The 20,637-nt window shown below is 64.4% G+C and carries 16 protein-coding genes; 4 read left to right on the forward strand and 12 right to left on the reverse strand.

Annotation, left to right across the window (positions count from 1 at the left end; genetic code table 11):
* The first annotated feature begins 173 nt into the window (after positions 1-173).
* Positions 174-398 carry a hypothetical protein gene (locus CT676_RS14275; RefSeq protein WP_041953164.1) on the forward strand — a complete coding sequence of 75 codons (225 nt, stop codon included), beginning with the start codon at positions 174-176 and terminating at the stop codon, positions 396-398.
* Between the two features lie 280 nt (positions 399-678).
* Here CT676_RS14275 and CT676_RS14280 read toward each other — a convergent pair whose 3' ends face one another.
* A complete protein-coding gene (locus CT676_RS14280) occupies positions 679-1,335 on the reverse strand; it encodes a glutathione S-transferase family protein (protein ID WP_085405179.1) in 657 nt (218 codons plus the stop codon).
* Between the two features lie 169 nt (positions 1,336-1,504).
* On the opposite strand from CT676_RS14280, the gene phaZ reads away from it, so the two are divergent.
* Complete coding sequence (phaZ, locus tag CT676_RS14285) at positions 1,505-2,728, forward strand: polyhydroxyalkanoate depolymerase (RefSeq protein WP_094184518.1); 1,224 nt, start codon at positions 1,505-1,507, stop codon at positions 2,726-2,728.
* Between the two features lie 42 nt (positions 2,729-2,770).
* On the opposite strand, the gene CT676_RS14290 is transcribed toward phaZ, so the two are convergent.
* From CT676_RS14290 to CT676_RS14335, 10 genes are all read right to left on the reverse strand, one after another.
* Positions 2,771-6,100, reverse strand: coding sequence for an adenylate/guanylate cyclase domain-containing protein (locus tag CT676_RS14290; protein ID WP_085405180.1), 3,330 nt, complete (start codon positions 6,098-6,100; stop codon positions 2,771-2,773).
* Positions 6,101-6,414: 314 nt separating this feature from the next.
* The gene (locus CT676_RS14295; RefSeq protein WP_063981455.1) at positions 6,415-6,930 is read right to left on the reverse strand and encodes a hypothetical protein; all 516 of its coding nucleotides are present in this window, start codon (positions 6,928-6,930) and stop codon (positions 6,415-6,417) included.
* A 197-nt stretch (positions 6,931-7,127) separates the two neighbouring features.
* Positions 7,128-7,565, reverse strand: a complete 438-nt coding sequence (locus CT676_RS45220; RefSeq protein WP_244623163.1) for a hypothetical protein — start codon at positions 7,563-7,565, stop codon at positions 7,128-7,130.
* Between the two features lie 160 nt (positions 7,566-7,725).
* Complete coding sequence (locus CT676_RS14305) at positions 7,726-8,649, reverse strand: helix-turn-helix domain-containing protein (RefSeq protein ID WP_085405181.1); 924 nt, start codon at positions 8,647-8,649, stop codon at positions 7,726-7,728.
* A 272-nt stretch (positions 8,650-8,921) separates the two neighbouring features.
* On the reverse strand, positions 8,922-10,790 hold the full coding sequence (locus tag CT676_RS14310; RefSeq protein ID WP_135214821.1) for an ABC transporter ATP-binding protein: 1,869 nt from the start codon (positions 10,788-10,790) through the stop codon (positions 8,922-8,924).
* A gap of 9 nt (positions 10,791-10,799) precedes the next feature.
* Positions 10,800-11,726, reverse strand: a complete 927-nt coding sequence (locus CT676_RS14315) for a glyoxylate/hydroxypyruvate reductase A (protein ID WP_085405182.1) — start codon at positions 11,724-11,726, stop codon at positions 10,800-10,802.
* A gap of 13 nt (positions 11,727-11,739) precedes the next feature.
* Positions 11,740-13,068 (reverse strand): FAD-binding oxidoreductase, encoded by a 1,329-nt coding sequence (locus tag CT676_RS14320; RefSeq protein WP_085405183.1) that lies wholly within the window; start codon positions 13,066-13,068, stop codon positions 11,740-11,742.
* A 43-nt stretch (positions 13,069-13,111) separates the two neighbouring features.
* Positions 13,112-13,987, reverse strand: coding sequence for an ABC transporter permease (locus tag CT676_RS14325; protein ID WP_135214822.1), 876 nt, complete (start codon positions 13,985-13,987; stop codon positions 13,112-13,114).
* A 2-nt stretch (positions 13,988-13,989) separates the two neighbouring features.
* Positions 13,990-14,940: an ABC transporter permease gene (locus CT676_RS14330; RefSeq protein WP_028147015.1), complete on the reverse strand. Its 951-nt coding sequence runs from the start codon at positions 14,938-14,940 to the stop codon at positions 13,990-13,992.
* A 27-nt stretch (positions 14,941-14,967) separates the two neighbouring features.
* Positions 14,968-16,659, reverse strand: a complete 1,692-nt coding sequence (locus CT676_RS14335) for a peptide ABC transporter substrate-binding protein (RefSeq protein ID WP_085405185.1) — start codon at positions 16,657-16,659, stop codon at positions 14,968-14,970.
* 203 nt (positions 16,660-16,862) lie between these two features.
* Here CT676_RS14335 and CT676_RS14340 point away from each other — a divergent pair, with 203 nt between their 5' ends.
* A complete protein-coding gene (locus CT676_RS14340) occupies positions 16,863-17,495 on the forward strand; it encodes a cupin domain-containing protein (protein WP_135214823.1) in 633 nt (210 codons plus the stop codon).
* Between the two features lie 134 nt (positions 17,496-17,629).
* Positions 17,630-19,486 (forward strand): ATP-binding protein, encoded by a 1,857-nt coding sequence (locus CT676_RS14345; protein WP_135214824.1) that lies wholly within the window; start codon positions 17,630-17,632, stop codon positions 19,484-19,486.
* 11 nt (positions 19,487-19,497) lie between these two features.
* Here the strand turns inward: CT676_RS14345 and CT676_RS14350 are convergent, their stop codons facing one another.
* Positions 19,498-20,523 carry an AraC family transcriptional regulator gene (locus CT676_RS14350; RefSeq protein ID WP_085405319.1) on the reverse strand — a complete coding sequence of 342 codons (1,026 nt, stop codon included), beginning with the start codon at positions 20,521-20,523 and terminating at the stop codon, positions 19,498-19,500.
* Positions 20,524-20,637 lie beyond the last annotated feature (114 nt).

Here is a 20,637-nt window from a genome sequence, read left to right on the forward strand (position 1 = left end):
TCCAAATCAATCACGGCAATGTGCGCTTTTTGCTCGCCGACGCCGGAGGCTACCACACTCGTACCGCATTCTCGCGTTGAGCTTGGCTTGTTCCCTTGGACGGGGAGCAGTGAACCGTGCGCGGAAGAAAGTGGGCGCTCTTTCCGCGACTTTGATTAGGGGAGATTTTTGGAATGGCAACGCGCGATAGACGTCTGGCGGAATTCGATGGCGCCGGCGAACCGCCACCTGGCCTGCCGGTGGAGGTGCTGTGCGAGGACCACAGCGGAACGTATCAACTGCCGTTCGCCTGCCGCTATGTCGAGGGCCGCTGGCAGAACGACGCGGCCGGCGTCCCGGTGGAAGCCACTGTGATCGGCTGGCGCGTGCCGCGCGCCAAGCACTCGGGCTTCGCCTAACGAGCGGCGTCTGTCTCAAAATGCAACGGGGCCGCGCTCTGCCTTAACGAACGGAACGCGGCCCGAACGAATCACGTCCGAATCAGCCGGAACGCCGTGTACGCAGCTGTTCACGGCTAGATGTCGCAACAAGCCCGCACGCGTATACAATATCTGCGCAGCACGTGGGCCGGCCCGAGCCGGCTGCGGGTGCTAAAAGTTAACGGCTTCAAAGACATGGCAGCCGGCTGCGGCAGCCCTGGTCTCGCTCCCAAAACAGGCAGGCGGGCGCCAGGCCTGCCTAATATTCGACCTCGAGCTCCTCGATCTCGGCCGGCTCATCCTTGGCCGCCGCGATCCATTCCTTCATCTCGGGCATGGCCATGATGGTATCGGCATAGGCCTTCAGCAGCGGCTCGAGCTTGACGTCATAGGTCACGAAGCGCGTCACCACGGGGGCATACATCGCATCCGCCATGGTGCGCCTCGCGCCGAACAGGAAGGGTCCGCCTGATTTCTCCAGGCAGTCGCGCCAGATGGAACAGACGCGGTCGATATCGGCCTGCGCGCGCGACCAGATCTTGAAGCCGGGGAAGTGCCCCTTCAGATTGACCGGCAGCGAAGCGCGCAACGTTGTGAAGCCGGAATGGATTTCGCCGCAGATCGAGCGGCAATGCGCCCGCTGGACGCGGTCATCAGGCAATAGACCGGCTTCCGGCATCGCCTCGTTGAGATATTCGGCGATCGCCAGCGTATCCCAGACCACGGCGCCGTCGTGGCGCAGGCATGGCACCAGGATCGACGACGACAGCAGCAGGATTTCGGCGCGTGCCGACGCGTCGTCCGGCGCGGTGACGATCTCCTCGAAATCGAGCCCGGAAAATTTCGTCAGCAGCCAGCCGCGCAGCGACCAGGACGAATAGTTCTTGCTGCTGATGGTCAGTGTCGCCTTCGCCATATGGCCCATTCCCTACGCCTGTGACTTGCACGCCGCCCGGCCCGCGGGAGTGCTCATGACCTGTGCTTCCCGCAAAAAGAGGAGCAAGCGATGTGCCAGTTTTGAGGGCGGCAGGGCTCCCGTTTGGCTTCGATATTGCATGACAGCACGGGAAGGTGGGCGTTTCAGTATGATGTCGATGTATTATCAGGCCTTTCAGAACCATATGGACCTCACCGCGCCGTGGCGGGCGGGAGCTTCGTCCGCGCTCAGATTCCTCCATCTGGTGCCGCAGGGCCTATCGGATCAGGTCGTCGGCCGGCTCTCGGCCGCGCTGGAGCTGATCTCGCGCTCCACCCTCACCTATCACCGTCCGGCCTACGGCATCGACAGCGTGATGGTGGGCAACCGCGAGGTCGGCGTCACCGAGGAGGTCGCCTACGCGACGCCGTTCGGCTCGCTGCTGCACTTCAGGAAGGACGGCGTGCCGGAGCAGCCGCGCATGCTGCTGGTGGCGCCGATGTCGGGCCATTTCGCCACGCTGCTGCGCGGCACCGTGAAAACGCTGCTGCAGGATCACGACGTCTACATCACCGACTGGCACAATCCGCGCGACATTCCACGCCGCGAAGGCCGCTTCGGGCTCGACGACTACACCGATCATCTCATCGACTTCCTCGGCCAATTGGGCCCGCGTCCGCACATGGTCGCGATCTGCCAGCCCTCGGTCTCGGCCCTGGCGGCCGCCGCGGTCATGTGCGAGGGCAACCACCCCTCGCGGCCTGCGACGCTGACGCTGATGGCGGGTCCGATCGACACGCGCATCCAGCCGACCAGGGTCAACGAGTTCGCCAAGAGCAGGCCGATCGACTGGTTCGAGCAGAACCTGATCAACTACGTGCCGGTGCAATGCCGCGGCGCGCTCCGCAAGGTCTATCCCGGCTTCGTCCAGCTCACGGCGTTCGTCTCGATGAATCTCGAGCGCCATATCAAGCAGCACATGGATCTCGCCAACCATATCGCCAAGGGCGAGAAGGAGAAGGCCGCCAGCATCAAGACCTTCTACGACGAATATTTCGCCGTGATGGACCTGCCGGCCGAGTTCTACATCGAGACCGTGCGTGACGTGTTCCAGGAGCACCTGTTGCCGCAAGGCAAGTTGATGCACCGTGGCCGTCCCGTGAACACCAAGGCCGTCAGCCGCATGGGACTGATGACGGTCGAAGGCGAGAAGGACGACATCTGCTCGATCGGCCAGACGCTCGCCGCGCAAGACCTCTGCACCGGTGTGCGCGCCTATCGCCGCGTCCACCACATGCAGGCCGGCGTCGGCCACTACGGCGTGTTCTCGGGCAAGCGGTGGAATAACGAGATCTATCCGCTGCTGCGGGATTTCGTGCACGTGAATTCCTGACTGTCATTCCCCGCCCATCGACTGGGGGAAAACGGCAAGTGCCTAATGCACTTGCTCCAGCAGCTCTTTCGCTTCCACGACTTCAGAAAGATTTCGCTCCACATCGAATTCGGCCAGCACGGGAGCGAGCATTTCGGATACCCCGCCTGCTCGGCCATTTCTCTTGTGCAGGCGAGCAAGTCCAAGGGCGCTGCGCAGCTCGAAAGTCTTCGTCTGCTGGTGTCGTGCGATCTCAAGCGCTCGGTTGAGGGAAGCTTCGGCACTGGCTTCGTCCGAAGGATCAAGACGCGACAAAAGCTCGCCGCGGGCGCGATGCAGCTCGGCATCAAGCCAATGCTGGCCGGATTGCCCGGTCCACGCGATCAATTCGCTCAAGATTTCCAGCCCGGTTTCGAGTTGGCCCGACGCTGCGTTCGCCAAGGCGACGTGCATCCCCCAAAACGGCTCACAGAGATAGCAGTCATTCTCGTGCAGCAAAGTCCAGCCGCGACGCATTTCCGTCAGTCCGGTCATTTGGTCGCCTGCACGCCACTTGGCGAGGCCATTCAGATAGGTGCCGGCGGCCACATACAACGGCATCGTGTGGTCGCGCGCGAGACCGAGCGCCAAGATCGTCTCCGTTTGCTGCAACACGCCTCCGCATAGTCCGTCGAACACGGCGCGATGAACCAGCGCGTTGGCCTGGGACAGCGCCCGTTTTTCTCCCGAAGCACTCACCGCTTCGGCGGCGAGGCGGCGTGCGCGCGCGATCTTGCCAAGCGGCCAAAGCACCAGGGCAAGAAACCTCATGATCACGAACGGGAGATCCAGTGCCGAAGCCCTGAACGTCGCGGGATCCGGCTCGGCACCATAGATCTCGAGTGCCTGCTCGAGATGCATCCTCGCGTTCAAGTAATCACCGCCGAACCAGCAGGTAACCCCGCCCGTCCAATGTGCAACGACAGCGGCCACCGGTGAGTCCGGTCGTCGGTCAGCGGCGCTCCTGATGGCATCCGCCAGCTCCAGCATCGGAGCGAGTTCGCCGTGTGTCAGGCAAGCATTGAAGAGACCCGAATGGACCGGCGCGAGTTCAACGGGATCATTGATGTCGGCAGCGAACTGTCGGGCACGCGTCCATGCGGCTACCGTTTCGGGAGCGCTATGGCCGAGGCTGCCTCGCAATGCACGGCCATACTCGATTTGAAGATGCAGCCTGCTCATCATCCGGCGGGGATCATCCGGCACCTCGTCGGCGGACGCAATCGCCTTGCCGAGATGCGCGATCGCCTCGGAATAGGCCGAGCGCTTCAGTGCTTGCTGGCCCGCCTTGCGCCACCATTCGAGGGCGATCTCGCTCAGCCCCGCCTCGGTGAAGTGGTGTGCCAGAACTTCCGGCTCAGTCTCGGCAACGACTGGAAACTTCTCGCGCAGGACATCGCCGATGCGCTTGTGAAGCATCTGCCGTTTGCTCTTGAGCAGGCCTTCATAGGCCGCTTCCTGAACGAGAGCGTGCCTGAAGCTATAGTTTGCGTCGGGCGGTGTCCCGCGACGCACCAGCAGTTCCGCCTCTTCGAGTTGCCCCAGCGCAGCGCTCAACGTCAGATCATCGCGTCCCGTCACATATCTTAGCAGCGCGTATGAAAAGTCGCGGCCGATGGCGGCGCCTATCTGCGCCACCTCCTTGACGGGCGCCAGCCGGTCGAGCCGCGCCATCAGCGAATCCTGCAGCGTCGCGGGAATAGCGAGCGGCGGGAGCGGACTATCGAGGCGGTAGCGTCCGGAATCTTCGACGAGCAGTCCGGACTCCAGCACCATCTTGGTCAGTTCCTCAACGAATAGCGGGATGCCGTCCGTCTTGTCGATGATCTGCTCCATCATCTCGCGCGGCAGCTGGCGGCCAACGGTCACCTGCTCGACCAGCGCACGCGTGTCCTGCCGGTCGAGCCGGTCGAGCCGCAACAGGCTGACGTTGGCGAGGCCCGACCAGGAGGGCTCGAACTCTGGTCGGGCTGTCATGAGCATGAGTATCGGCAGTCCCCTGATCCGGTCGACCCCGAGATCGAACAGTTCAAGTGTCGTGGCATCGGCCCAATGCATATCCTCGCAGATAACCAGCAGGGGCTGCTCTCGCGCCAACCCCTCGAGCTGATCGAGAAGCGAGGCAAATGTCTGTCGCCGCTGCTGCGCCGGGCTCAAACCAAGCGGCGGATAATGGTCGCCGGTTGGAATCGAAAGGAGAGCCGCAATGAGCGGTGTCGCCCGGGCGACCTGTTGCGTTCCAAGCGCCAGCATTGCCTCAAGCTTGTCGAGCTTTTGCCCCGGCGTGTCGTGCGAGCGGATACCGGCTGCGCGCTCCAGCTGCGCGACAAAGGGATGAAGCGCGCTGTTGGTGTGGTAGGGCGAACACTGATATCGCACCCGGCGATGCGCCCCCAACGCGGGGTTTTCGGACAGCGTTGCGACAATGCGCGACTTGCCGATGCCTGCTTCGCCGGAGATCAACACCATCTGGCCCTGCCCCTGCCATGCCAACCGCTGGCGCGAGAGCGTGAATTCGATCTCCTCCTTGCGACCGACAAAGCCGATCGAACGCGCTGCGCGGACCGCCTCGAAGCGACTTTCCGATGCGGCCGCCCCCTCGACCGCCCAGACCGCGATGGGTTCGGCTATCCCCTTGACCTCGCGGCGGCCGAGATTGCGAAAAGTGAAGAGATCGCCAAGCAGCCGGCGCGTCGACGAGGCGACGACGACCACTCCCGGTTCGGCCAGGCTCTGAAGCCTGGCAGCAAGGTTTGGTGTATCGCCGACCGTTGCGTGCTCCTCCGACGCATCGCCGCTGATGAGGTCGCCGATCACCACAAGCCCGGTCGCGATTGCGATCCGCAGTTCAACCCGTTCGGTCGCGCCCGTCCTCAGTCGCCCGACCGCAGCGATGGTGTCGAGGCCCGCGCGCACTGCGCGCTCCGCATCGTCCTCGTGGGCGCGGGGATAGCCGAAATAGACCAGTATTCCGTCACCGACGAACCTGGCGATCCTGCCGTCATAAGCAGCGATGACGCCCGCACAAGCGGCGCGGTAGGCCCGGATCACTTCCCACATATCCTCGGGATCGAGACGCGCGGAGAGCGCAGTCGAGCCGACCAGGTCGCAAAACATAACGGTCAGGTGACGCCGCTCGGCGTCGTGAGGAGGAGCCGGCGATGCGATCAACGCGGCTGGATCGAGGTCGGCAATGGCACGCAGCATTTTGCGGCGATGGCCAAGCAGGACTCCGAGCTTATCGAAGTCCTCGGCCATCAGTTCGGGAAGGACGCCCATGTCGATCCCATTTTGGACAAAACGCTCTGCGTATTGTCCAAGCCCCAGCTTCTCGAGCCACTCCGCAATCTGCATTGGCTCCACCGATCGTGCGGTTGGCGGTTAGCAGAATTTTGGACCACGGCGCGGGGACAATATCCCAACGCCACCATGATGGCACGTCTTGTTTGTTGCGCGATAACTTAGGTTGCTCAGTACCGATGCCGCTTCCAAGCAAGGACATTGCTCGATGCAAACGGTCGCGCTACTAAAAATCGTCTGCACGCAGCGTTGAACGACAGAAGTTGCGATGAGCCGTCAACCACTCGCCTTCAGACCTGACGTCAGCACTGGCACTGGTGCCCACATCACGACGCCAAGCAGACGTTTTTCCGTGAGCACAATTGTCTTCATTCTTCGTCCTTGGGCACTACGTAGTTGCGCGCCATCGTTCCCGCCGCAACTTGAAGCGAAGACCCAACGACCCAACAGCCGGCGAGAAACGCTATCAGCGCATTGGGTAGGCTTTGATCAAGGACAAGGATGCTGACGGACAGAGTTGCTGCAATCGCCGCGCCGAACGTACCGGCCGCACTCATGATCTCAGCAACCTCAGAGCCGTTGTATTCTTCCGAGGTGCTCGAAATCGACCTCCGAGCGACAGACCGGGACAAATCAATTCCAACATAATAGCTGAGAGCTCCGTAGAGCATTGTTAGCAGCACGATCCAGCCGCTTTCAAAAAGCCCGCCTTTCTGACGCAACAGGGTCGCACCCACATAGAGGCCGCAAGAGGCCCCAACGGCTGCTAGCCCAATTCTTTCGAGGAGATGGGCCGACTTGATAAGACTGGAACGGGCGATCCCAAGATTACCGGCGTACCTCGTTAGGGAAAATGCGCTGAAAACTGCGTTGCCTATCTTCATTGGGGGCTCCTCAATAAGTAGCAGCCTACCGGCCGACCCCGATTAGAAGCTGCGTGGACGCGCTTCGCGATGCCCTTGATTCCAATTTCCAAAAGATGTGGCTGAGTGATGGGGCTGGCTTGCTCGTAACCAAGACGAGAGCCAGTCCAAAGCTGCGAGCTCGCGGCTTCGCAGGCATTGCATCTCACCCGTGTCTGTCAGTCAGCTCCGGGTGCAGCAATTTCTTGGGGGAGAGTTAGCTCGAAAAGAGAGTGATGGACTATGAGACTGTTCACATACTCCTGTTCCCTGTCGCTCCATCCAGTCACGATCTCAGGAGGACTAAGTTTGCATCGTTGCATACGCGGGAGCGCAGAAGCGCGAACTGACAGGCGCCGTGAGTTCGCAAGCTGTCCCGCGTTGCGCCACGCCAGATCGATTCGCGCCGTGTAGGCCGCGGCGCGCCGCAAAAATCTCGTCAGGCGGATGGCCGATGCCGTCGGCGAGATTGTCGCGATTGTCCTCGTCCGGCCATCGCTGGTCGCGTCCATGGTGCGATCGCCGGGACGGTCGAGCAGGGCCATCCCGTTGAGGTGGATATCGCCGGCTGGGATGCGCCGCGCGAAATCCTCGTGCAGGAAATCGGCGGACTTCACCCTGGCTTCGTCCTCCCTCGCGCGATGTCGCCGCCTGCTGAAGGAATGGCCGGGATGCTTGCCCTGAAGCGCAGCGCCTCACGAATTCACGGGCACGAAGCGCGCGATCTCGCTGGCGAAGCGGCACTGATTTGGATTCTGATTTTGACGCGAAAACGCTCTACTCGTCCCGCCCGCCATGGGTTTCGCGGCGCCATGCGCCCGGACTGACGCCAACCATCTGGGTGAACACCCGCGTGAAATGGCTTTGATTGGCAAATCCGGCCGAGATCGCAATCTCGGACAACGGCAGGTTGCGGACCGTCATCAGCTGCGTGGCCGCCTTCACGCGCTGGCGCAGCAGCCATTGATGCGGCGGCAGGCCGGTGGAGATCCGGAATGCGCGTGAAAAGTGGCTGACCGAGAGGCCGAGTTCGGTCGCGATCTGCTCCAGCGCGACCTTGCCTGAGAGATCGGAGTCGAGCCGGTCGCACGCGCGCTTCACCTGCCATGGCGCGAGCCCGCCGCGGTTAGGCTCAGCGACAGGCTTCAGCCCGCCATAGGTCTGGGCGACGTGGGCGGTGAGCGCGAGCATCATGTGATCGACGAAAAGCTGGTTGGTCTCGTCAGGCCGACGCAGTGCTTCCTGCAAGCTGGCGCCGATATGACGGATGACCCCGTCGTCATGCCCCACACCGGGCTCGTAATTGAGCTCGCCAATGCGCGGCGCGCCGGGTTGCCTCGCCATGTCGTGAAGGGCCGAGCGCGGCAAATAGAAGAAGAGCGAGTGAAACGGCTTGTCGATCACATAGCGCGGGTCGCGCTTGAGGTCGTACAGATAGGTCGCGCCCGCACGAATATCCTCCCTGGTGACGTAGCGGCCTTCCTCCCAACATTCGCAAGCGGGATAGTCGCGGAGCTTCAGGCTGACAAGGTAAGCATCTTCAGCCGGCAACGAGCCGGAAAGTTCGGACGTCGGCTTGTCATTGCGGACTTCGGTGACCGCGAGCTCCGCGCTGCGCAGCGAGCGCGTGATCAGAACCGGAGCTTCCTTCACGTGAAGGCCCCGCCCGAGCCTCTGCCCGTAGACGCCTGCTTGTGTCATTTCAATATTCCATCCGTGAAAGGCACGTCTGCGACGGCCTTTCCGAGTCGATGCATTATCGGAGATCGACGGCAGACGGTCCAGCTTCGCCGGATTAGCATATAGATTGTGGCAGCCGGTCGCACTCCGCCGCGACGAGGTGAATTCATTGTGATTTCAGCACGATTTCACAGGCTTGGCATCGCGAAGGACAACACCGTTAACGTGTGCGGCAGATCATGGCGCGATTTTATCGTGCGTTCTCGAAAGCATCCGCTGAGCGCCTTCGCGCGCTAGGCCGACCATTCCTCGCCCCAGACCTGGACGACGTGGCTGGGCGAAACTTCGCGATACTGCCGGACTGGCGGCTGATAATCCGGTGCGCGCACCGGGCTTCTGATCTCGTCGTTCGAGGTCTCGCGCTTCGTGCCGCGGCGCGATGGATCGGGCACCGGGACCGCGGCCATCAGCTTCTTCGTGTAGGGATGCTGCGGATTGCCGAACAAGGCTGCGCGCGGGCCGGTCTCGACGATCTCGCCGAGATACATCACGGCGACGCGATGGCTCATGCGCTCGACCACCGCGATGTCGTGGGAAATGAAGAGATAGGCAAGGCCCATGCTGGCCTGGAGGTCGAGCATCAGGTTGACGACCTGCGCCTTGACCGAGACGTCGAGGGCGGAGACCGCTTCGTCCGCAACGATCAGCTTCGGCCCGAGCGCGAGCGCGCGCGCAATGCAGATGCGCTGGCGCTGGCCGCCGGAGAATTCGTGCGGAAAGCGCGCGGCCATATCCGCGGTCAGGCCGACGCGCACGAGGAGGTCGGCGACCTTGTCGCGCGCCTGCGATGCCGTGGCGAGCCCGTTGGCGAGCAGCGGCGCTGCGATCGCCGTCCCCACCGACATGCGCGGATTGAGACTCGCGAACGGATCCTGGAATACGATCTGCATCTGCTTGCGGAAGTCGCGCAAGGTCCGGGCGTTCATGGCGAGGACGTCCTGGCCGTCGACCAGGACGGTGCCGCTGTCGGGCTCCGTCAGCTTGAGGATGGAACGGCCTGTCGTGGATTTGCCGCAACCGGACTCGCCGACCAGCGCCAGCGTCTCGCCGGCGCGCAGGGTGAAGGAGATGTTCTCGACCGCGTGGACGCGGCCCGAAACCTTGCCGAACAAGCCGGAGCGGATCGGAAAGCGTGTGGTGAGGTTGGAGACTTCGAGCAGCGGCCGCTCCGCGGTTGAGACCGTCTCAGGTGTCTCCGTTGGCTCGTCCGAGGTGCCCGTCACCTTGTCGACGATCGGAAAACGCATCGGCCGCGTCCGCCCGCCCATCGAGCCGAGACGCGGTACGGCCGCGAGCAGCGCGCTCGTATAGGGATGCGAGGGCGCAGCGAAGATGCGCGCGGTCGCATCGGTCTCGACCGCCTGCCCGCCATACATCACCACGGTACGGTCCGCGATCTCGGCGACCACGCCCATGTCGTGGGTGATGAAGAGGATCGACATCCCCTCCTCCTGCTGGAGCTCCTTCAGAAGCTCCAGGATCTGGGCCTGGATCGTGACGTCGAGTGCCGTCGTCGGCTCGTCGGCGATCAGCAGCTTCGGCTTGCAGGCGAGCGCCATCGCGATCATCACGCGCTGGCGCATGCCGCCGGAGAAACGATGCGGATGCTCGTGGAAGCGTGACGCCGCCGCGGGAATGCGGACACGATCGAGCAGACGGATGGTCTCGGCCTCCGCCGCCGCGCGCGACAGGCCGCGATGCTGGATCAGCGCCTCGGCGATCTGGAAGCCGATGGTGAGCACCGGATTGAGGCTCGTCATCGGCTCCTGGAAGATCATGGCGACATCGTTGCCACGAACATCCGTCATGCTCGCTTCGGACAGCGTCAGCAGATCGCGGCCCGCGAGCGTGACGCGCCCCTCGACGCGGCCGCTCTCCTTCGGAATGAGCCGCATGATGGAAAGCGCGGTGACGCTCTTGCCCGAACCGGACTCGCCGACGATCGCCACGGTTTCCTTGGCCGCGATATCGAACGACACGTCGCGGACGACGGGAATCCATTGCCGCTCGCGCAGAAAGGACGTGGTCAGGCCCGCGACCGACAACACGGGCGCCTGCGCTTCGGCAACGATCGGATCAGGCCTGCTTGCGCCGGTGCTCATGCGATTGCCCTAATAGCCGCGACTGCGATCGACGCGCCCCGGCAGATCTTCGCCGCGGCGGTGGCGTGCGATGACGTCGAGCACGAAATCGACGGCCGTATCAGGCGTCGTCATGCTGGCATTGTGCGGCGTCAGCAGGATGCGCGGATGGCTCCAGAACGGATGGCCGGCGGGCAGCGGCTCGGGATCGGCAACGTCGAGCACCGCACCGGACAGCGCGCCGCTGTCGAGCGCCGCGAGAAAATCGGCTTGGACGAGATGCGGACCACGCCCGACATTGACGAGCCCTGCTCCGCGCGGCAGGCGCGCGAACAGATCGGCATTGAGGATGCCGCGGGTCTCGTCGGTCAGCGGCAGCAGGCAGACGAGAATGTCGGCCTGCGCGAGAAACTCTGGCAAGGTGTCCGTACCGGCGTAGCAGGTGACGCCTTCAACCTCGCGCGGCGAACGATTCCAGCCGAGAAGCGGAAAGTCGAACGCCTTGAGCCGGTCGAGCACGGCCTGGCCGAGCTGGCCCAGCCCCATCACGCCGACACGACGACGTTTGGCCGGCGTGATCCGGATCTCGCGCCAGACCTGCTCCTTCTGTTGGCTGATGAAGTGCAGGAGATCGCGATGCAGGGCGAGCACGGCCATGGTGACGTATTCCACCATGGTCTCGGCGATGCCGGGCTCCAGCATGCGGACGAGCGGTAGGTGCGGCGGAAGTTTTGTGGCATCGAACTGATCCACGCCAGCACCGACCGAAAAGACCAGCTCGAGATTGGGAAAGGTCGTCGCGATATCGTCCGGCGGCACCCACGCCACCAGGTAGCGCACCTCTGCGGGATCGCCGATGTCGGGCCAGAGCCGGAACGGCACATCGGGCGCGCGTTCCGCGAAGAAGCGCGCCCATTCGGCGCCGCGAACCATGTTGGCCTTGTAGAGAACCGTCATGCCACCAGCACTCTCAGAACGGGCTGACCGGCGCGAGACGCCGGCCGTCGATCATGCGCTTGTGGCTGTAGGCCGCGGGATCGACCAGCGGCGTCGCGCCGGTCACGATGTCGGCGGCGAGCTTGCCGGCCGCAGGACCGATGCCAAAACCGTGGCCGGAGAAGCCGGTCGCGAGGAAGAAGCCGGGCAAGGCATCGACCGGCGAGATCACGGGAATGGTGTCCGGCGTGCAGTCGATCGTGCCGCCCCAGGCTTCCGCGATCTCGATGTCCTTCAATTCGGGATTCGACTTGATCAGCGAAGCCAGCGCCGCGTTGACCAGCGACATGTCGGGTGCCGGATCGCGCACCCGCTCGGTCTCGAACGGCGACGGCTTGTCAAAACTCCAGCTCGTGCCGCGCACGATCTGGTCGAAGAACGACTTGCCGAACGACAGTTTCAGCCCGTTCTTGCGATGCAGGTAGGTCGGCCAGAAGGTGCGCGCGTAGCGGAACAGGTCTGGCGACAGTTCGACAGTCCCGCGGCCGCGTAGCGCCAGTGTAAAACCGCCGTCGAGACGGCGGCGGATACAGTAGAAGTCGGTGCCGAGCGCGCCGGACGTGATCTCAGGTCCCGGCGTGGTTCGGCATGCGGTGGCGTTGACGAGGCCGATCGGGAGCTCGATGCCGTGACGGCGGCAGAACAGCGACGACCACGCGCCGCCCGACAGCAGCACGGACTGGGTGCGAATGGTGCCCTTCTCGGTGACGACGGCGCTGACCCGTCCGCCCTGCGTTTCCAGCCCGCGTGCAGCGCAGCCCTGGTGGATGGTCACGCCATGCTTGCGTGCAGCGGTGGCGAGCGCCGGCACGGCCATCGACGGCTCGGCGCGCCCGTCGCTCGGCGTGTGCAGGCCGCCGACCCATTTCTCGGAATTGCCGGGCAGGCGCTCGGCGACTTCCGCCGGCGTCAGGACGGTCGAGTGGACCTGCATCTCGCGCGCCGTTGCGGCCCATCGCTCCCAACTGGCCAGCTCGTCCTTGCTTTTGGTCAGGAACAGCACGCCGGTGCGGCGGAAGCCGGCATCGACACCGGCGTCGTCCTGCATGTCCTCCCACAGCCGGAGCGCCTCGCGGGCCAGCGGGATCTCCTCACGGGCGCGGCCCTGCTGGCGGCACCAGCCCCAATTGCGGCTCGACTGCTCGCCGCCGACATGGCCTTTCTCGACCAGTGCAACGGAGAGACCCTTCTTCGCCAGATGATAGGCCGCGGACACGCCGATGACGCCGCCGCCGATGACGACGACGTCCACCTGCGCCGGCAGGCGTTCGTCGCTGTTTATACGGGTGAGCGGCGGGGACATGGGACACTCCAGCTATTCAGTTCGATCGAAGCAAGTCGGCTCGTCATGGGCTATTCGTTCGCGGATCGAGCGCATCGCGCAGGCCGTCACCGAGGAAATTGAAGCTCGTCACCGCGAGAGTGATGGCGACGCCCGGCACGATCGCAAGCCACGGCGCGCTGGTGAGATAGATCTGCGCGTTGTTGAGCATGTTGCCCCAGCTCGCGGCCGGCGGCTGGATGCCGTAGCCGAGATAGCTGACATAGGATTCGAGCAGGATCGCCTTGGCGACGTTCAGCGTCGCCGCCACCACGATCGGCGCGATCGCGTTGGGCACGAGCTCGCGAAACATGATCCGCAGGTTCGACGAGCCGAAGGCGAGCGCGGCGACCGCGAATTCGCGCTCGCGCAGCGAACGCACCTGGGCCTCGACGACGCGGGCAACGCTCATCCAGGCGGTCGCCGCGATCAGCACCGTCGTGGTGATCAGGCCAGGTTCGGTGAGGGCGGCCAGCGCAAGCAGGAGGAAGATCGTCGGAAAGCACAGCACGGCGTCGACCAGCCGCATCAGGACCGCGCCGACCACGCCGCCATAGAAGCCGGCGAAGGCGCCGACGGCGATTCCGACCGCCATCGCGATCACCATCGCGACGATGCCGATCGAGAGCGAGATCCGCCCGCCCATCATCAGCCGCGCCAGCACGTCGCGGCCAAGCTCGTCGGTGCCGAGGATGTGCGCGCCCGACAACGGCGGCGCGAACCGCTTCATGATGTCGATATAGGTGTCGTCGAACGGCAGCAGATAGGGACCCAACGCCGATCCGAGGACGAGAACCAGAATAATGACAGCACCCGCAAGCGCAAGGCGATGTCGGCGAAAGCGCCGCCATGCGGCCTGGCCGGGCGCGAGCTGAGCGGTCGAGAGGGTCGCAGCCGTCATTCCTAGCCCACCCGGATACGCGGATCGACGACGGCATAGAGGATGTCGGCGAGCAGCGAGCCGATCAGCACCATGGTCGCCGAGAACATCAGGATGCCCATCACCACGGGATAGTCGCGGTAGCCGATGGAATCCAGGAACAGCCGGCCCATGCCGGGCCAGGTGAACACGGTCTCGGCGACCAGCGCGCCGCCGAGCAGCGTCGGAAACTGGAGGCCGGCCACCGTGATCATCGGCAGCAGGGCGTTGCGCAGCGCGTGTACGGTGAGGATGCGCCATTCCGGCATGCCCTTGGCGCGCGCGGTGCGGATGTAGTCCTGGTTGATCACCTCGAGCATGGAGGAGCGCATGAAGCGGCCCCACATCGCGGTCTCGACCAGCGCCAGCACCAGCGCCGGCGCAATCAGATGATGCAGCAGGTCGAGGAAGGAGCCATCGCCGACGGTTTGGCGATTGCCGGCCGGCAGCCAGCCGAGCTTCACCGAGAACACGTAGATGGTGACGAGGCCGAACCAGAAGGTCGGGATCGACAGCGCGATCATGGCGCCGACGGTCGCCAGCGTATCGAACAGCGAATAGCGGCGCAGCGCGCCCAGCACGCCGATCCAGCAGCCGAGCAAAACCGCGATGATGGTCGCCGTCGCCATCAGCTCCAGCGTGGCGCCGAGATGGGAGGAGATCACCGACAGCACCGCCTCGCCGTCGCGATAGGACTTGCCCCAATCGCCTTTCAGCATGCGGCCGAACCAGTCGAGATACTGGATCGGCAACGGGCGATCGAGGCCGAGCTGCCTGGTGACGCGGTCGAGGTCCTCCTGCGTCATCTGCGCGGACGCCGCGTATTGCGACAGCGGACCGCCGGGGGCCAGATGCAGGATGGCAAATCCGATCGCGGAGACGATCACCAGCAGCATGATCGCCTGCGCCAGGCGGTTGGCGACGTAACGGGCCATCTCAGGCGATCCAGTGCGCCAGACGCATCAGGCCCAGTACCATTCGCGGATGTTCCAGCAATTGATCGAGGTGTTGATGTTGGGACGGAAGCCTTGCAGCCCCTCCTTCACGCCTTCGGCAATAAAACCCTGGAACAGCGGCAGGATGGCGAGGTCGTTGCGGATCAGCTTTTGCAGATCGCCATAGGTCGTCTTGCGCTGGGCGAGATCGAACTGTCTGGCGCCCTCGGCGAGCAGACGATCGGCCTCGGCGCTGTTGTACTGATAGGTGTTGAAGCCACGGCCGCCCTTGGCAGGGATAGCGCCGGAGCCGAAGCGCGGCGTCACATCGGGGTCGCTGCCGAGCATGAAGTTCACGGACACCAGCACCGAATTGAATTTCGACTGCTGCCAGAAATCGCCCCAGATCACGGCGGCCGGCATGTTGTTGACCCGCATCGCCGCGCCGATCGCGCGCCAGTCCTGGATCAGGAGCTGCTGGGTCTGCTCGCGCACCGCATTGCCCGACGTCGTCGAGTTGGTGAATTCGAGCTTGACGCCACCCTTCTCGCGGATGCCGCCGGAGCCGCGGGTCCATCCGGCCGCGTCGAGCAGCGCGTTGGCCTTGGCCGGATCGTATTTGTGCTGCGGCAGGCCCTGCTGGAACGACCAGGCCTGTTGCGGCACGAAACTCTCGGTCTGCGTCGGCAGGCCGTAGTTCAGCGCATCGATGATCGCCTGCTTGTTGATGGCAAGGTAAAGCGCCTCACGCACCGTGCGATCGGCGAAGGGCCCGAATTCCAGGTTGGGCGCGACGTGCTCCACCGAGGACGTCGCCGAGACGAAGATCTTGCGGCCCTTCAGCGTCTTCGCCTCCTGCACGAAGTTCGGCAAGATGCCTTGCAGGCCGGTGTAGTCGACCTGCCCCGTGCGGAACTGGGTGTAGAGGACGGTGAGATCAGGAATGTATTTGAAGACCACGCGTTCGACGTACGGTCCTTTGCCGTGGTAGCCGGTATGGGCATTCAATTGAATGTGGTCGCCGGGCACGCGCTCGCCCCAGCGGAACGGCCCGGTGCCGACTGGCGCATTGTGGAACGGCGAGGCGTTCGGATCCGACAGCTTCTCCAGGATGTGCTTCGGCACGATGAAGGTGAGCGACAGGATCGACATGTAGGGCGAATAGGGAGCTTCCATCCGCCAGTGGATCTCGTCGGGCGCGACGACCTTGATGTCCTTGACGAGGTTGTGGCCGACGCGGTTGCGGACGCGGAAGTCGGGATTGTTGATCAGGTCCAGCGAGAATTTCACGTCCTCGGCCGTGAACGGCGTGCCGTCGTGCCATTTCACGTCGCTGCGCAGCTTGATCTTCCAGGTCAGGCCGTCGGCCGACAGGCCGCCATTCTCGACGGTCGGGACTTCGCGCGCGAGATCAGGGACGAACTTGCCGTCGGGTTCGATGAACCACAACGGCGAGAACACCTGCCACCAGATGCCCTGATCGACCTCGATCCCCGGCATCAGCGGATGGAAGACGGTCGGCTCCTGCGACAGCGCCGCGATCACCTGCCCGCGCGGCTTGTCCGGCGGATTGGTCGGGCGTTCGCTCTGCGCAAAGGCGTTGCCTGCAAGGGTCCATCCCGCCGCGGCGCCCGCGCCGAGCTGGAAGAATTGTCGGCGATTCGGAATGCCGAGATGATGCAGTCCGCCAACGCCGAACTTGCCGGTGCTGTCTGCCATGACCAGTCTCCGTTCCCGCACACGGCACCGTCTCCCGCGCCCCCGAGACCCGGCAAAGGGACAGGAGTGGGCTTTAGTGCTTCTAAATTTTTCAGTCAAAAGTTCATCATGACTAAATACAGCTGTCAATCACATTGCTAGGATGCGCGACCTTTTCACGCCGCCGGCCATTCCGGCGGCGAGGCAATGCATGGGAGAGCGACATGGATGGTCGCGGCGAGACCAACGGCCCGAAGGATGCCCCGGCGATCGAGGCTGACGATGCGGTCGACCAGCGGCTCGGCGAAAACGTGCGGCTGCTGCGGCAGCGCGCCGGCCTCTCGATCCAGGACGTCGCCACCAAGACCGGGCTCTCCAACGGCATGATCAGCCAGCTCGAACGCGCGCGTGCCATGCCGTCGATACGGACGCTGCGCCTGCTCAGCATCGCGCTCGACGTTCCCATCTCCTATTTCTTCGAGACCACCGATCCCGCCGACGTACAGCGCTACATCGTGCGCAAGAACAGCCGGCGCCTGTTGCGGCTCACCGCCAGCGGCGTCGTCAAGGAAGCGCTGACGCCGGCAGACGAGGGCCAGCTCGAACTCTATGAGCTCACGCTCAACCCCGGCGCCTCGTCCGGCACCGACTTCTTGCAGCACACCGGCGAGAAGGCCGGGTACATCCTGTCCGGCAGCCTGCGGCTGTGGCTCGACAACCAGGCTCATCTGCTCGAGGCCGGCGACAGCTTCCGCTTTCCGAGCATCGTGCCGCACATGTTCGACAACCCGACCCAGCAGGCCGCGCGTGTGATCTGGGTCACGACGCTGCGCCAGACCGATTCGCCGGCAGGTTGAGCGCGAGGAACGCCGGCGCCCCGCCGGAAATTGCCCCTCGACGCAGGCTCGCGGAGCCTGTAGCTGACGTGAAGCCGGAGCAATCTACAGCGCGAACGCGAGGGTCCCGCGATTGACGTCGCTGGTGTGAGACCATGAAACTCAGACCGCTTCTGACACTCGCGCTGGCCGCGCAGGTCGCCGTGACCGCCGCGGCCCTCCTCGCCTCCTATGCCGCGACCGGGACCGGGTTCGGCTTGGCCCAGATCATCGCTTTGCTGGCAAGCGGCGCCGTTGCGGTGCTGCTCGCACGGCTGTGCACGCGCGCGATCGAAACGGCGCAGGACAAACGCGCCGCCGCGCAACTGGCCGAGCAGGCCCAGGCCGGCGCACAGATGACCCAGGCCGTCATCAAGACCGCGCTCGACGCCTTCGTTCAGACCGATGCGAACGGCATCGTCCTGGAGTGGAGTGTCCAGGCCGAGGCCCTGACCGGATGGACCCGCAAGGAGGCGCTCGGCGCCGACGTCGTCAACCTCCTCATCGCCGAGCCGCTCCGCGACGGCTTCAGGCAACGCATGATGCGGCTTTTGCCGGAACTGTCGGATACGCCGATCGGCATCCGGTTCGAAGCGACGCTGCTGCACCGGAACGGCGACCAGATCCTGATCGAGGCGTCGAGCACGGCGCTCCAGCTCGGCGGGCGCACCATCATCAACAATTTCGTCAAGGACGTCACCCAGAAGCGCGCCGCCGAGGAGCAACTGATCCAGGCCCAGAAGATGGAGGCGGTCGGCCAGCTCACCGGCGGCATCGCGCACGAATTCAACAACATGCTCACCGTGATCACGGGCACGATCGAGATCCTCGCCGACGCCGTGAAGGACGACCCGCCGCTTGCGACCATCACCAAGCTGATCAGCGAAGCGGCCGATCGCGGCGCCGCGCTGACGTCGAGCCTGTTGTCCTTTGCCCGCAAGCAGGCGCTCCAGCCGGCCGAGATCGACGTCAACGAGCTGCTCGAAGAGGTCGCAAAGCTGCTGCTGGCGACCTTCGACAAGAAGATCGAGATCGTGTCCAGGCTTGACCGCAACGTCTGGCTGGCTTTCGCCGACCGCGGCCAACTGAGCGCGGCGCTGCTCAACCTCGCGATCAACGCCCGCGACGCGATGCTGGATGGCGGCAAGCTCACGCTCACGACGCGCAACGTGGTATTCGGCGTGCGCGAGGCCGTGGCGGTGGGCGCCGGCTATGCCGGCGACTATGTCGAGATCGAGGTCGCCGATACCGGCACGGGTATTTCGCAAGCCATTCTCGAACGCATCTTCGATCCGTTCTTCTCGACCAAGGATGTCGGCAAGGGCACCGGGCTCGGTCTCAGCATGGTGTTCGGTTTCGTCAAGCAGTCCGGCGGCGGCATCAAGGTCACTTCCGAAGAAGGCCGCGGCACGATTTTCACGATCTACCTGCCGAAGGCCGAGACCAGCACGCTCCGTCCGGCTGGCTATGACGAGCGCAAGGTGGTGGGCGGCACGGAGACAATCCTCTGCGTCGAGGACGATCGCGACGTCCGCCAATATGTCACCGTCCAGCTAAAAAGCCTCGGTTACCAGGTCATTTCCGCCGCCAATGCGACCGAAGCGCTCGCCATCGTGGCCGAAGGCACGCCGTTTGATCTGCTCTTCACCGACATCGTGATGACTGGCGGCGTCAACGGACGCGAGCTCGCCGAACAGATGGTGGCTGCGCGGCCCTCGCTGCGGGTGCTGTTCACGTCGGGTTATGCCTACGATTCGCTGCACGCGCAGGGACGCGCCACCATGGGCGCGCCGCTTCTGGCGAAGCCGTACCGAAAGGCCGAGCTCGCGCGCATGCTGCGCCGCTCCCTCGACACCGCCGTCGACGCCGCGGGCGATCCGATCCCGACGCCGTACTCGGTGCAGGCGGATGTCGAGGGCTTTTTACGCAGGCAGGCGGCTGAAGACAGCGGCACGACGCGATCGCGAAAATAGATGCCTGCCGCCTAGCTCATCCTTCGCCGCAGCGTTGCCGACGGCGTCTCGCCGAATTTTTCGCGGTAGGCACCCGCCATGCGGCCGAGATGGGTGAAGCCGAGATCGAAGGCGATCTCGGTGATGGAGACATCCGGCGAAGCCTGCGCGAGCCGGGCGTGCAGAGCAGCGAGGCGCATGTCGAGCAGCATCTCCGAGATCGATACGCCGAAGTGGCGGCGGAAGCCGAGCTGGAGCGCGCGGACGCCGATCCCGGACGCGCAGGCGAGCTGCGCGAGGTCGAGCGGCTCACCGGCATTTTCCGCAAGATGGTCCCGCGCGGCGCGCAGTGCACGCGGCAAACGCTCGGCTTGCCCCGAGAACCTCCTGATGGCATCCGACAGGCCATGCCGCCGGCCGTTGAGGAGATGATCGAGCAGCACCTCGCGCCAATCGGCCATCGCGACCGGTGAAAGCCTGCCGGACGGCCCGAGACGCTCGGCGAGCAGCATCAGCTCGGCAAGGCTGGTCTGCAGGGCCTGCCCCGCCGGTGCGTCGAGGTCGATCGCGGCATCAAACTCGACTGGGCCGGCCGCCCTGCCCGACAGCGACGCAGCGCGTTGCTCGACCATGCGACGGTCGAGCAGCAGGATCGCCTGCGCACAGTCGCTCCACATCATCCGGGTCGGGATGGTCGGCGACAGCAGCGACGCCGTCCGGCCCGGCGCAGCATCGATTTCGCTGACGCCGGCACGAATGCGGGCGGTGCCGGTGAGCGGGACCTGTACCAGGAAGAAGCGCTCGAGGCAGCCGGGATCGATGCTCACCGACCCGCCATAGGCGACATAGTTGATCGAGAAGCCGTCGAACGCCGCGCAATTGTGCCGGGCTGAGAACCCCGGTCCGCGCGGCCGTACCGGCTTGAGATCGTGCGGGCAGAAGATGCGTCCGATCTGCTCTGCCGCTTCGTCGACATCGTCCGTGGTGACGCGGGCGAAGTCCGCAAGCCGTTCGGCTTCGGACCGCCGCGTGCTCATTTCCAGCTCGGCTGCGGACATCGTCGACCACGCCTCGGGCCACGGAGTTGCTTTAAGCCTATAATAGTTCCCGGGATGCGAAAAGAGCCGCGTCGCAAAATCGTCGTGCTGCATGGCAACAGCCGCATCCGGATT

The organism is Bradyrhizobium sp. MOS001, assembly GCF_004634465.1.
GTDB lineage: Bacteria > Pseudomonadota > Alphaproteobacteria > Rhizobiales > Xanthobacteraceae > Bradyrhizobium > Bradyrhizobium barranii.

Excerpts from the sequence above, each read along its gene's own strand:
- CT676_RS14275 (WP_041953164.1), top strand. The coding sequence starts at position 174 with ATGGCAACGCGCGATAGACGTCTGGCGGAATTCGATGGCGCCGGCGAA.
- CT676_RS14280 (WP_085405179.1), bottom strand. The coding sequence starts at position 1,335 with ATGGCGAAGGCGACACTGACCATCAGCAGCAAGAACTATTCGTCCTGG.
- phaZ (WP_094184518.1), top strand. The coding sequence starts at position 1,505 with ATGATGTCGATGTATTATCAGGCCTTTCAGAACCATATGGACCTCACC.
- CT676_RS14290 (WP_085405180.1), bottom strand. The coding sequence starts at position 6,100 with ATGCAGATTGCGGAGTGGCTCGAGAAGCTGGGGCTTGGACAATACGCA.
- CT676_RS14295 (WP_063981455.1), bottom strand. The coding sequence starts at position 6,930 with ATGAAGATAGGCAACGCAGTTTTCAGCGCATTTTCCCTAACGAGGTAC.
- CT676_RS14305 (WP_085405181.1), bottom strand. The coding sequence starts at position 8,649 with ATGACACAAGCAGGCGTCTACGGGCAGAGGCTCGGGCGGGGCCTTCAC.
- CT676_RS14310 (WP_135214821.1), bottom strand. The coding sequence starts at position 10,790 with ATGAGCACCGGCGCAAGCAGGCCTGATCCGATCGTTGCCGAAGCGCAG.
- CT676_RS14315 (WP_085405182.1), bottom strand. The coding sequence starts at position 11,726 with ATGACGGTTCTCTACAAGGCCAACATGGTTCGCGGCGCCGAATGGGCG.
- CT676_RS14320 (WP_085405183.1), bottom strand. The coding sequence starts at position 13,068 with ATGTCCCCGCCGCTCACCCGTATAAACAGCGACGAACGCCTGCCGGCG.
- CT676_RS14325 (WP_135214822.1), bottom strand. The coding sequence starts at position 13,987 with ATGACGGCTGCGACCCTCTCGACCGCTCAGCTCGCGCCCGGCCAGGCC.
- CT676_RS14330 (WP_028147015.1), bottom strand. The coding sequence starts at position 14,940 with ATGGCCCGTTACGTCGCCAACCGCCTGGCGCAGGCGATCATGCTGCTG.
- CT676_RS14335 (WP_085405185.1), bottom strand. The coding sequence starts at position 16,659 with ATGGCAGACAGCACCGGCAAGTTCGGCGTTGGCGGACTGCATCATCTC.
- CT676_RS14340 (WP_135214823.1), top strand. The coding sequence starts at position 16,863 with ATGGATGGTCGCGGCGAGACCAACGGCCCGAAGGATGCCCCGGCGATC.
- CT676_RS14345 (WP_135214824.1), top strand. The coding sequence starts at position 17,630 with ATGAAACTCAGACCGCTTCTGACACTCGCGCTGGCCGCGCAGGTCGCC.
- CT676_RS14350 (WP_085405319.1), bottom strand. The coding sequence starts at position 20,523 with ATGTCCGCAGCCGAGCTGGAAATGAGCACGCGGCGGTCCGAAGCCGAA.